Here is a 12,718-nt window from a genome sequence, read left to right on the forward strand (position 1 = left end):
GAGCAGGGGGAGCTTATCGCGACACGCTGCGGCGTACAGGCCTGGGTCAGTGGGAGTTGGTCAAAAACTTCCTCAGCGCGGGCTCTAGACGGGAAAGCTCCGCGCTCAGCTCCTGAAATGCCACGTGTGCGCCGGTCATGTCGTCGTCTCGCCCCATGCGCTCCACGACCAGGGCGAGGTCGAATGCTGAAGAGGCACCACAGTGGTCCACCGCGCCTTTCAGGGTGTGAGCGGCGCGTCGCACGGACTCACCGTCCGCAGCCTCGATGCCTTTGCGCATCTCGGCCAGCCAGCCGGGGTATTCTTCGAGGAAGACTTCCACCAGCTCGCCCGCGAGTTCTCGATCCCCTGCGGCATGCTGAATCAGCACTTCCGCGTCGAAGGCTTCCGCTTCGCCACTAAAGGGCACCGGGCTGAACACCACGGACGGCATTGGTTTGGTTTCGCCGTACGAATCGGGGACCACCGAGTCCACCGTGTCGAACAGCTCGGCCACGCGAATGGGTTTGGTCAGGTAGGCGTCGAATCCCGCGTTGAGGCAGCGCTCCCGATCTCCTCGCATCGCATGCGCGGTTACCGCGATGATCGGAAGATGACGCGTGCCGTCTGCCTCGAACTCTCGCGCCTTTCTAACAGCGGTGATGCCATCGCAGCCGGGCATCATCAGGTCCACCAGCGCGAGGTCATAGTCGTCCTTCCTGAGCTCCTCGATCGCCGATAGTCCGTCGGCGACCAGTTTCACGCGGTGCCCCTGCTTCTCGAAGAGCCGGCGCATCAAGCGCTGGTTGACCAGGTTGTCTTCTGCGACCAACACCGAGAGCGCCCGCGTCACCTGGTTGGGTATGCGCACGCTCCCGGCGCCGCGAGGCACTCCGCGCATGGCGTCGATTACCGCTTCCACGAGCCGCGACGGCTTCACCGGCTTGGTCACGTAGTCGGGAACGTGGAGTCGGCGGCAGTGGGCGGCATCCACACTACGGTTCGGCGTATTCAGCATCATCACCGTCGGGATCAAAACTTCGCGACGATGGAGCTCTTCGACCAGTGCGAAGCCACTCATCCCGGGCAGCGTGGTATCCACGAGCAACAAGTCGTAGCGCGAGGTGTGGCCTTTGGCAGCCTCCAGGAGACGCAGCGCGTCCTCGCTGCTCACCGCACAGTCCGAGAACATCCCCCATTCTTCCAGCTCGCGCCCAAGAATCTCGCTGCTGGTCTCCACGTCCTCCACGATCAGCGCGCGGCGCCCGCTCAGTTCAGACGGTGGAACGGTGCCTCGCCGAAGACTGGGCGCGCCCTCGAGCCCAGCCAGCAAACCGAAGCTGAACACGCTGCCCTTTCCCGGCTCGCTTTGCGCCGCGAGCTGCCCGCCCATCATCTCCACGAGGCGCGTGGAGATCGAGAGGCCAAGCCCGCTTCCGCCATGGCGCCGTGTGACGGACCCATCGGCTTGGGTGAACGGCTCGAAGATGCGTTTCATCTTCTCCGCGGGGATACCCGGGCCGGTGTCGGTGACGCTGAAACCGACTTCCATCGTCTGTGTTCCGACCTTCGCTGACACGCGCACCACGACCTCGCCCTTGTCCGTAAACTTCACGGCGTTGCCGACGAGGTTGACCAGAACCTGACGTAGTCGACCCGCGTCGCCGACGAGGGTCGGCGGTACGCCATGCTCCACCGCGTAGCACAGCTCGAGGCCTTTCTCGTGAGCCCTCAGAGCCAGGGAGCGCATCACCTCGTCCACGACCGTCCGCACGTCGAACGGAGCGGAGTCGAGATCCAGCTTTCCGGCCTCGATTCGTGAGAAGTCGAGGACATCATTGATCACCGTGAGAAGGGCGTCCGCGGAACCGCGAACGGTGTCCAGGTACTCGCGTTGCTCTCGCGTCAGTTCCGTGTCGAGGGCGAGCTCCGTCATCCCCATGATGCCGTTCATCGGCGTGCGGATCTCGTGGCTCACGTTGGCCAAGAACTCACTCTTGGCGACGTTCGCGGCCTCGGCCGCTTCCTTCGCGAGTCGCAGCTCGACCTCGGCCCTGTCCTTCTCCTGTAGCAGCTCGCGCAACCTCGCGGAGTGTTGCTGCTCCATCCGCAGGGCTTCGCGCGCCAGTCGGTCGCCGCGCTTCTTCGACATCGCGGCCATCACGACGATGGCCGGGACGGTGACAATGATCACCAGCACGCGCAGCAGGTTCTCCTCGGCGTAGGAGAGCTTGAGCCCAGTTTCCGAGTAGAAAATCGCGAGGTAGCCGCAGGTGACCAAGCCACTGAAGATCCCGACGCGTCCTCCGCCGGTGAAGGCGGAGAAAACCACCAACGTCATCAAGATGGCAGGAGGGTTGGGGATCCTGAGGCCAAACTGATCGGCGAGCTCGAAGACGGCGATCGAGGCGATCGTCAGCAGTGGGCCGAGCAGCCGAAATAGGCGACTCGGCTCTGGCAGCCTCGCGGGTCGTGCCGGAAGGGCTTCTGTGGTTTCCGTCATGAGCGCCGTGAGCCTCGCACAAGTCGGGAGAGCCGGGGCTACTGCAAGTTCTTTCAGCTGCCTGGCTTCCGCCGAGCTCCGTCACAATCCCCATGTGGAAGCTCGACGGAAGCCTTGGGTGCTCAGCGAGTTTGAGCCGGGGGCTACGAGGTGCTAACGCCGCCCGCTACCTTGAAGCATTCTCTGCTCAATCTGCACGTCGCCCAGCGTCGCCAAACCCAAAGGCGGGCGGCGGTCTGTCGCGTGGGGGTCACGTGTCGCTAGCGTATCGCGCCGTGCTTGGGGCGCTGTGGACGATTACCAGCAGCGTCGGCGGACGTCTCGTTGGGTTGGTCGCCAACATCGTGCTCGCAGCGCTGCTCACACCTGAGCAGTACGGCGAAGCGAACGTTGCGATGATCATCGTCTACACCGCAAACATGGCGACCTACTTGGGCTTCGGGCAGTACCTGGTTGCCAATCCGAAGGCTGGGAAAGACGTCGCCTTCCACGCGACCTTCTATCACATCACCGTAGGCTGGCTGGCGCTGCTCGCAGTGGTGCTCTTAGGGGGGTACTTCGCCAAGGTTTACGCTACGCCGGACCTCGGCTTCTACATAAGCGGCGTGGCACTGGCCGTGGCGATGGATCGCGTCAGCTTCATTCCGGGTCGCATTCTCGCACGGGAAATGCGCTTCAAGGTGCTTGGGCTCAGCCAGATGAGCGGTGAGTTCATGTACGCTGGCGGTGCGCTCACGCTGGCGTTCATGGGTTACGGTGCCAAGTCGCTGGTCTACGCCTCAATCATGCGTTCGATGGTGACGCTGTCGATCTTGACACTGAGCGCCGAGCGCGCGATGTGGCTGACTCCGACGCGGATCAGTTGGAAGACCACGCGCGAGCTGATCAACTTCGGGTTGCCTATTTCCATAGGGAATATTCTTCACTTCGGCTCGGCCAAGTGGGACAACCTGATCGTCGGCAAGGTGCTCGGGACGGGCGTCGTTGGTCAGTACAACTTTGCGTACAACATCGCTGACATCCCGGCAGCACAGGTCGGTGAGCATATCGGCGACGTGCTCCTGCCCTCTTTCGCGAAGCTGCCAGACTCCGATGCGCAGAAGCGCGCGCTGGCGCGGGCCTCTGGGCTGCTCGCGCTGATCGTGTTCCCTCTCGCCGTGGGCCTCGGCGCTGTGGCCCATAGTCTTCAGCGGGCGTTCCTCAAGCCAAACTGGAACCTGGTAGGCAGCATGCTGGTGCTGCTCAGCGTGCTCTCCATCGTGCGCCCGGTGGGCTGGCTCATCAGCTCCTACCTGCAGGCCACGCTGCGACCTCGAGTGATCATGATCTTGGAGGCCGTGAAGGCTGTCGGCATCTTGGTCTTCGTCTACATCTTCGCCCGTTGGCTGGGGCCGTTGTGGGCGTGTACAGCCGTGGGTATGGCGTTCGGAACTCACGCGCTCGCGAGCATTTGGGTGATCAAGGCGCAGGATCAGGTGCCGATGTCGCATCTGCTGAAGCCCATCGGCCGGCCCTTGCTCGCCTGCGTTCCGATGGTGGTCGTGGTGCTGGCGATTCGCTACGGTTTGCATTCGCCGAGCTGGAACGCTTGGGCGGCGCTGGTCGTGGAGATCGCCTCGGGCGCCGTGGCTTACGTCGTGGGGGCGTTCGTCTTCGCAGGTGCTCAGAGCCGCGAGCTCATCAGCCTGCTGCGCGGCGCGCTGAAGCGTTAGGGCCCCGCGAAGGGGGCATCGCTGGGATGATCGCGGCTAGCACCGCCCGACGACGCGGGCGCCCGCGGAGGGAGCTTGCCGCGCGGTTTCACCTCCGCTAGCCAATGCTCGTGACAATGGCGCACTTGGGGAGGCTTGGGCGTGTGGGGTTGTTTGCTTCGTTGCTCGGCGTCGCCGCGTGTAACGACAAGCCGTCGGGGGACAGCGCAGCCAGCGCTGAGCCGGTGTCTGCTAGTGCCGCTGCCGCTCCCAGCGCGCCAACCGCTCCGAGCGCCGCGGCAGTCGCGTCAGCCGCCGCTCCGAGCGCGGCGCCGCTGCCTGTTGCGAGCGAAGCGCCCAGCGCCGCTCCGAGCGCATCCCCCGCGGCTGCGGCGATCGATCCAGAGCTCTTGGCGCGCATGAAGAAGGTCGCCAGCGCCTGCTCGTGGAATGGCAAGGTGCTGAATGAAAACTGCAAGGCCCTCGCTGGCTGGCATGAGTATCTGTTCGAGCCGATCAACGATCATCAGCACGACCTGATGCGCCTGCTCGAGGACAAGGATCCCAAGATCGTTTTCCTCGCGGCAGTGGGTCTCTCCTCGGACGGCATCACCGGCACCAGCGATCCAGCGCTCGCCAAGGTCCTCTTCGACGCCTTCGAGCGCGAGAAGGAGCCTGCGATGTGCGCCGGGATTGCCATGCAAGCGGCCAGCGTGAAGACCGCAGACTTCGGGCTCGAGGAGCGCGCCAAGGCGCTGCTCAAGGAGCACCCGACGTCCGAGTGCCGAGGTGAGTTCGCAGCGGCGGTACTTGGCCGCAACCCGCAGCTCTACGATCTCATCGTGGAGTTGGCGAAGACCGACAAGGTTCCTGACGTGCGCCACGAAGCCGCAAGCGGTCTGCGCCGGATCCGGCACGACAAGGAGCGCGAGAAGAACAACTGCAAAGTCTGGGCGGAGCTGATCGACGACACGGGTGAAGTCTACGAAGCGACCGCGGGGTGGTTGATTGGCACCTCAGGCTCCCGCACGTTGAGCGTTCCCTGTAGCGAGCAGTGGCCACTGCTCTTATCCAGGGCACAGGGGCTCGCGTCCACAGGCAAGGTTCAAGAAGTGAGCTGGGAGAGCGGCATCTGCGGCCTATTGGAAGAGGACAGCGCGGACGGCGACACGAAGACCAAGGCCAAGGCGGTGTTGCGCAAGCTGGTCGAAGTCACCGGCAACCTCGAGCATGCCCGCGTGGCTGCCCTGCACTGTCTCCGCCGCTTCGACAGCGACGCAAAGACCTTCGCCAAAACGTTCGAAAACGACTCGAGCGAGAAGGTTCAAGCTGCCGCCAAGCGCATCCTTGAAACGAAGCCTTGAGGCGGTGCTCGGTCGCTGGGCGGTGTTCCTCACCCCCAAACCCGTGGGTGGCGATCGACTAGTCGTGCACTGACTATTCCGCCGCGGCGCTGATTGATTCCGCGCGGATGGGGGGAGGGGCGAGCTCGAAGTCGCGGTAGTCGTTAGCGTCCCCCGACTTGCCGGCCATGGCGGCTTGAGCGATGTTGTACATCTCCCGCGCGGTTACGTAGTGGAGCCTGAACCGCTTGCCGTCGTTGAACTCGGCGAGCGCCTTGTGCAGCGCATGACCGCCAGCTCCAAGCAGCGACTCGGCTTGGCGATCCGGTGCGCCGTGGGTGTAGACCTTGACGAAGATCCACTCCGGCCGGCCGGCGACGTGGATGTTCGCGTTCACCCAGCTCTTCACCCGACTGACACTGCCCGGGTCTTCCGCCGTGACCGCGCCGTATTCGAGACGAGGGCGCTTCTTTTTGGGGTTGTACGCGAAGCCCAGGGGACCGGTGATCATCAGCAGGCGGTCCTTGAGGGAGTGCCCAACTTGAGCGGAGATCCCGTACTCGTAGGCACGCTTGCGGTTGAGATCGCCGATGGGCCAGTAGATTTCGTTCACCAACCCGGGCTGAGTGACGTCCGGGCACGACGGGAAGGTCATGTCCGTGTAGCAACCCGTGCGGAACAGCAGCGGGAGCTCCGCGTCGACGCCGCATTGCTTTCCGTCTGGGCGGCCGTTGGCGAGGGCCCAGTTGCCGTGAATGAAGGCGTAGCGCGGGCTGCCGTCCGCGCCGCGCGCGAAATGGCCGCGTTCGGCGTAAGTTGTCAGTGCCTCGCGGATCTTGGCCTCGAGAGTTGCCTCGGTGTCGGCGTGATGATGTAGATGTAGCTCTACTTCACCGTAGCCGCGGCGCACGAGGTCATCCAGCTTGTCGAAGAAACCAGGATGGTACTCTTCCCCGGGGAAAAAGAACGAGTGCTGCGGGTGGCGACCATCCGCATCCACGTACTCGTTCGCCAGTTTTGGGTAGAGTTCATGCCATTGGTCCACCCGGCGCTGCCCGGTGGCGGTGTCTGCCTTGCCCGTCGAGCCGGCCCACAGCGGCTCGTAGTGATCGCAGAACGCAAACAGCACGTGGCGCGTGCCCGAGCTCCCTGCGCCTGAGAACGGCGCCTTGGCGAGGTGCTTCAGGTAGCCGGGGAGCCAGCGGTCGAAGTGTTTGTCGCGGAGACGGGCCAGCATGCTGTGTCGAGTACCAAACTTCACCCGATGAGCAAGACACCCAAGGCTTTTTCGTCCGGAACTTCCGCGTGCCGCGCGAGCAGATCGCGCTCCTTGGTCTTGCCGGTGCGGGCCACGATCAGCACCCCATCGACGATTTGATAGGCGCGCACGTGTTCGCCCAGCTTCTCGAATCCGGTGAAGTCGATCAGCACGCAACCATAGCGTTGGCGATCTCGATCCAAGGTTTCTTCGAGCTCGACCAAGTTCAAGCCCGCGAGGCGGCTGGGAGGCGTGGTCACGGTCACGCGATCGGCAATCCAGGTCGTGACGAATCCGCGGCGCTGGGTGCGTTCCTCTAACTTGCTGGCCAATCCGGAGAGCGCCGGGTGCCGAGTGTTTGCGTCGAGGACGTTCACTGTCTGTTCGGCCGCGTGGCTCAATGCCAGCGCGAGCTGGATGGCCACCGGTGGGATCGCGACGCGGTCATCCGAGGGGATGAGTGCGATGGTCTTGAGGCCGAGCGTTCGCAGCTTCCTCGCGGCGCGGAAGAATTCCGCATAGGCCTCCGGCGTTTCCCCAGGTGTGATCGGGGGGATTCCGAGACTCTCGAGCTTGCTCTTACCTGCTTCCACCAGCGTCTAGAATTGCCCGCGTCCAGACGTCCGTACAGGCTTTTCCGCAGAGGTCGGGTGGCAAAGTGCTGGGCGCCTGACGTAGCCGTGGTAAACGCGGTCGCCATGCGTCTTGCGTCCACCGCCCGTGACTCGCGCCGTCTTGTGCGCGCGCTTCTCGGCGGACTCGGAGCTTGTTGGGCGCTTACCTCCACGTCGTCCGCTCTCGCTCAAACGACCCTGCACCTGTCCGGGGACGCGAGCATCGGATACACGGACAACATGCTGGGGACCGCGGACGATCCCGTCGGCGGTGCTTCCCCGCCCATCTCCGTTTGGTTCAGCACACTGACGCCGGGTCTCCAGCTCTACAGCGACTCACCACGCCACCGCTACCTGATCTCCTATGGTCACCCGTTCACTTTCTACTTCGGCCACTCCGATGCGAATAGCGACGGCGACGTGGTTCAGGGGAGTGGGCTCTGGGCGCTCAGCGGTCGCGATGAGCTACTGCTGAGTCTCGGCGCCTCGCGTACGACGAACGCCCTCGCCAACTTGCAGACTCCGGTCGCCGCGGGCGCCGCGCAAGCCGATGGGCGCGCGACTCACGTAAACATCAACGCCACCGAGCAATGGACCCATGCATTCAGTGAGCGGTGGAACGGGCGCCAGACGTTGGGCTATGGATTGATTATCCCCACGGATACGCCCGCGCCGGAGCCGAACCGCTATGATCTGAGCGCTGGCCTCGGGGCGGACTACTTGGTCGGGTATGACTCATGGGGCTTCGACCTCACCACCAGCTTCTTTCACGTCGACGAAATCGACGGTACGCCCACCGATGAGCAGCTGATCATCCAGGGCATCGCGCGGTATCGCCGCGACCTTGCTCAAGATTGGTCCTCAGAGCTGCGTGGTGGCGGGGGCGCCGCGAACGATTTGAACGGCCACACAGCGCTGGTGCCACGCTGGGGCGCGAGCTTGTTCTGGAACTACAACCTGGCCCAAGCGTCGCTCAACTACGATCACCAGATCACGGTAAACCTGCTGACCCAGCAAGCTTTCCTTGCGGATACGGTAACGCTGTACGGGAGTCTTCCGATCTTCCCTGACGCGAACATCTTGCTCACCACGGGGCACGGCTTCGCGTGGAACCGCCTGATCGAGGACAATCAGGACCTTTCCACGGAGACCTCCAACAGCTGGACGAGTGAAGTCGCTCTTGGTTGGTACCCTGACTACGACTTGCCGCAGTTCACGCTGCGCTATCAGCACTTCCAGCAGTTCAACGCTCCGGCGAACGCGACGGCGCTGCCCAACCTGCACCGAAACCTGGTGATGTTCTCCGTCAGCGGCCGCTTTCCGCCTCGCCGCATCGAACCAATCCCCGCGCAGCCTCAGCGCGTGGACGGTCAAGACCGCGATCCATTTGGACCTTCCGCTGACGCTCAGCGAAGTGGCAGTGGTGGCGTGAACCTGCAGGCTCCAGACGCCAACCGCGTCCCAGTCGACTGACCTCGGCAACATGCTAGGCCACGGGTGAGATGACGAGTTCTGCGATTCGCTCGCTGGTTTGGGGGGGAGGAGCAGCGTTTGCCCTCCTGGCCTTGCCCGCGCATGCAGCCGTTTACGAGGTCGGCCCCGGGAAGCCCTATGCCAGCCCAGCGCAAGTGGCCGAGCAGCTCGCGCCGGGTGACCTGGTGCTGATTCAAGGCGGAGCCACGTATCCCGGAGGAATCGTCTTCAGCCGCCCGGGAGCTGCGGATCGCAAGATCATCATCCGCGGCGTACCTGTGGACGGCAAGCTCCCCGTGATCAGTGGTGGGCGCAACACTATCGAGGCTGCTGCCAATCACTACGTCTTCGAGAACCTCGAACTCACTGAAGGCGGATACCGCTGCTTCTTTCATCACGCCCACGACATCACGTTGCGTAGCTCCGTTATCCACGACTGTCCTGCGCACGGGCTCCTCGGAGCGGATGAGGGTTCCGGTACGTTGCTCCTCGAGTACACCGAGTTCTATCGCTGCGGAAACGCTGACCAGCACCACACGGTGTACATGGCCACAGACGAGACTCGCTTCCCGGGCTCCGTTTTCCGCATGCAGCACTGCTACATCCACGACGCGCGCGGTGGCCACTCCGTGAAGAGCCGCGCGGAGCGCAACGAGATCTACTTCAACTGGATCGAAGGCGGAAAGTACCACGAGCTGGAGCTGATCGGCCCTGACGGTCAGCGAGCCGATCTCGCGCGGGAAGACAGCGACGTGGTGGGTAACGTGCTGCGCAAGACCAACGACTCCTACAGCGTGCGTATCGGCGGCGACGGCACGGGCGACAGCGGAGGGCGCTACCGCTTCGTCAACAACACGTTCTTGCTGCAAGACGCCGCGCGCCCGGTGTTGCGTCTCTTCGATCGCGTTCAGACTCTCGAAGTGCACAACAACCTCTTCTATCGGGCAGGCGGCAAGCCCGTGCAGGCGTTGCAGACGGAACGCGTTAGTTGGACCGAGGGTCGACCGATCTTGATCGGCCTGAACAACTGGTTGCCGAAGGGCTCTCAGTTCCCCGAGGAATGGTTCGGCACGCTCGAGGGGGATGACCCGAAGCTGATGGATCTCTCCGGGCTCAGTGCCGCCGGCGGGGCATTCGACCTGAGACCCAAGAAGGACAGCCCGCTCGTCGACGCAGGGGCACTGCAGATCGCCGGACCGCACGGGTTCGAGCTACCAAACCCACTCAGCGCGCTCTCCTCGTCTCCGCCCCCGCGGCGCGGCGGTGTCTCGTTTCTGCGTGAGACCGACGGTAGAGTAGACATCGGCGCTTACGAAGGAGGCTTCCCCATGCGGGCCATGCGTCCGTTACCCGAGCGCTTGGTCGGCAGCGATGCAGCGGACCCGATGGCACCTGACCCCATGGCGCCGGATCCCGGCGCGCCGCCTCCCGGTTCGCTGGGGCCTGTCGGGTCCGAGCGCAGCGCTGGTCGCTGCGGATGTCGCACGCCTGGCAGCCCAGCGGGCCCCACCGGTCAGAGGCTTCCTGCGGCTGGGCTGGGCCTGCTCGGCTTGGCGTGGATGAGCCTTACACGGCGTCGTGAGAAACGTAGCCGCGTCCGCCACGGCTCCTGATAGGCTCTGAAGGTTATGCGCGGCGCCACTCCCCACGTGGTGACTCTCGGCGGCGGTCACGGACAGGCGGTCGTGCTCCAGGCTCTGCGTCGTTTGGAGTGTGAGATCACAGCTGTGATCTCCGTCGCGGACGATGGTGGGTGCTCGGGCAAGCTACGCCAGGAACTCGGCATGCCACCCCCTGGGGACCTGCGCCGTTGCTTGTCGGCGCTCGCGAAGAGCCCCGAGCTCGCGCGCCGCTTCGAGCTGCGCCTTGAGGAGCCGGGCTTCGAAGGTCGCAGCGCAGGCAATCTCGCGTTAGCGGGTGTGTTTCGCGAGACTGGTAGTCTTCAGCAGGCGGTCGATTGGGCGGCGGAGCGACTCGCGTGCGTCGGGAGGGTGGTGCCCGTCTCTGAGTCCCCAGGCGTGCTGGTCGTGTACGACGCCGAGCTCGGGCGTGTCGAAGGAGAGAGCAACGTCGAGCGTCGCGACGCAGTACCCATGGTTGCTGCGGTGCACGGCGCGCTGCGCGCGAATCCGCTGGCGATCGAGGCCATCGCGCGCGCGGATCTGTTGTTGATGGGTCCGGGGAGCTTCTACACCAGCACGCTCGGGGCGATCACGACGGGCGAAGTCGCTCAGAGCATCTGCGAAAGCCCCGCGGAAAAGCTCTTGATCGCGAACTTGGTCGACGAGGGACGACAGACCCAGGGTTTCGCCGACACCGACTACCTGCGTGTGCTGAAGGATCACCTCACGATCGCCAGTGGCGGCGAGTCTGCGAAGGTTCACTTGCTCTCGCATCGCGTCGCAGATCGGATTGACGACGCATTCGACGAGGCTTCGCTCGACGATGCCGGGCGCCACCTCTGGGCGCCGCTCGCTGCGATTACTCCCGGATATCACGACCCGGATGGCATCGCGGAAGCGCTGTGCGAGTTCTTCGGACTCGAGCTCCGGGGTGCGCCTGAGTCTCGTCTCCCGACGGAGCGCGAGCGTGCCAGCGCTCTGGAGATCGAAGCCCGCCTGCGCGCGAGCCTCGGTCGAGAGCGCTGATCTTTCGGGGCGTCGCCCGATGCTCGTCCGCGCGCTCTAGCGTAGCATGTCGTCGAACAGGGCTTGATGCGCGTCGATCATGGCGCGCACACTGAAGCAGCGCTCGAAGCGAGACCGGTTCCGTGCGGCAAAATCTGGAAGCGACTCGCGCTCGTTGGCGGCTCGCAAGATGCGCTCTGCTAGTGCGGCAGGGTCTTTCGGTGGCACGACGAAGCCGCTCTCCCCGTCGAGGATCACTTCGGGGTTGCCCCCCACGCTGGTACACAGCACACGCTTGCCCATCGCGAGCGCTTCGCACAGCGCGAGCGGGAGTCCTTCCCAGAGCGACGGCAACACGTACAAATCGAGGGCTGAAATCACCTGGGGCATGTCTCCCCGGTAGCCCATGAAGCGGAAGCGGTCGCCGAGGTCCTTCGCTTGGGCTTCGAGCTCTGCGCGAAGCGGGCCGTCCCCGGCGATAGCGAAGCGTACATGCGGTGCCTTCGCGAGGACCTCCCGCGCAGCTTCGATCAAGTACGTGATGCCCTTCTGTTTCGAGAGCACGACACCCGTGCCCACTAGAAACTCGCCATCCTGGACGTTGAGTTCGGCGCGGACGCCAGAGCCATCGACCGTACGGAAACGCTCTCCGTCGATTCCGTTGTGGATCACCTGAACCGGGCGGGGCACGCGCACATCGCGATTCAGCGTCCGCTCAAGATCGTGGCTCACGGCGACGATGCGATCCGCCAGACGAATGTAGAGCTTGAACTTCTTGCGAGCGCTCTCGCTCGCGCTGTAGATCTGATTGTGCTCGGAATAGAGCATCGAGGCGCGAGGGAAGGTGCCGCGCAGAGCGAGCCCAGCGTAGATCAGCGGAGCTGCGTTATGGGCATGAACGATGTCGATTCTTTTATCCGCGAGGAATCGACGGATGTCCCGTAGCGCTTCGAAGTCTACCGATACCGGTCCGAGCTTCAACTGGCGCTTCTCTAGAACTAGGCAGTTCTCGGGGGGAAGACTCACCTCGGAAAACAGCTTGCCCGGGCCGTTTAGACAGATGAGGAAGGGCTCGACGCGGTCCCTGTCGAAGTTCTTCAGCAGGCTGATCACGACCTTCTCTAAGCCGCCAACATCCAGGTTATTGACGACCATGCACACCCGCGGAGGAGTGCTAGGTGGGCGCACGCGACGCAGCCTACGCTGCACCAATGAGAGCGGTAGGTTCAT

Annotated in this window: 9 protein-coding genes; 5 read left to right on the forward strand and 4 right to left on the reverse strand. The window is 64.0% G+C overall.

Annotated features, from left to right (window positions below; all coding sequences use genetic code 11):
• Positions 1-46: 46 nt before the first annotated feature.
• The gene (locus H6718_18405) at positions 47-2,482 is read right to left on the reverse strand and encodes a response regulator (protein ID MCB9587379.1); all 2,436 of its coding nucleotides are present in this window, start codon (positions 2,480-2,482) and stop codon (positions 47-49) included.
• A 254-nt stretch (positions 2,483-2,736) separates the two neighbouring features.
• Here H6718_18405 and H6718_18410 point away from each other — a divergent pair, with 254 nt between their 5' ends.
• The gene (locus H6718_18410) at positions 2,737-4,194 is read left to right on the forward strand and encodes an oligosaccharide flippase family protein (protein MCB9587380.1); all 1,458 of its coding nucleotides are present in this window, start codon (positions 2,737-2,739) and stop codon (positions 4,192-4,194) included.
• Positions 4,195-4,310: 116 nt separating this feature from the next.
• Positions 4,311-5,537 carry a hypothetical protein gene (locus H6718_18415; protein ID MCB9587381.1) on the forward strand — a complete coding sequence of 409 codons (1,227 nt, stop codon included), beginning with the start codon at positions 4,311-4,313 and terminating at the stop codon, positions 5,535-5,537.
• Positions 5,538-5,610: 73 nt separating this feature from the next.
• Here the strand turns inward: H6718_18415 and H6718_18420 are convergent, their stop codons facing one another.
• The gene (locus tag H6718_18420; protein ID MCB9587382.1) at positions 5,611-6,753 is read right to left on the reverse strand and encodes a hypothetical protein; all 1,143 of its coding nucleotides are present in this window, start codon (positions 6,751-6,753) and stop codon (positions 5,611-5,613) included.
• Between the two features lie 20 nt (positions 6,754-6,773).
• Positions 6,774-7,367: a hypothetical protein gene (locus H6718_18425; GenBank protein MCB9587383.1), complete on the reverse strand. Its 594-nt coding sequence runs from the start codon at positions 7,365-7,367 to the stop codon at positions 6,774-6,776.
• A gap of 105 nt (positions 7,368-7,472) precedes the next feature.
• Between H6718_18425 and H6718_18430 the strand changes: the two genes are divergently transcribed.
• The 3 genes from H6718_18430 to H6718_18440 are packed head-to-tail and all read left to right on the forward strand — an operon-like array spanning position 7,473 to position 11,509.
• Positions 7,473-8,861, forward strand: a complete 1,389-nt coding sequence (locus H6718_18430) for a hypothetical protein (GenBank protein ID MCB9587384.1) — start codon at positions 7,473-7,475, stop codon at positions 8,859-8,861.
• Between the two features lie 29 nt (positions 8,862-8,890).
• Positions 8,891-10,474 (forward strand): hypothetical protein, encoded by a 1,584-nt coding sequence (locus H6718_18435; GenBank protein MCB9587385.1) that lies wholly within the window; start codon positions 8,891-8,893, stop codon positions 10,472-10,474.
• 15 nt (positions 10,475-10,489) lie between these two features.
• Complete coding sequence (locus tag H6718_18440; protein ID MCB9587386.1) at positions 10,490-11,509, forward strand: YvcK family protein; 1,020 nt, start codon at positions 10,490-10,492, stop codon at positions 11,507-11,509.
• Between the two features lie 36 nt (positions 11,510-11,545).
• Here the strand turns inward: H6718_18440 and H6718_18445 are convergent, their stop codons facing one another.
• The gene (locus H6718_18445; protein MCB9587387.1) at positions 11,546-12,718 is read right to left on the reverse strand and encodes a glycosyltransferase family 4 protein; all 1,173 of its coding nucleotides are present in this window, start codon (positions 12,716-12,718) and stop codon (positions 11,546-11,548) included.

This window comes from Polyangiaceae bacterium, assembly GCA_020633205.1.
Classification (GTDB): Bacteria; Myxococcota_A; Polyangia; order Polyangiales; family Polyangiaceae; genus JAHBVY01.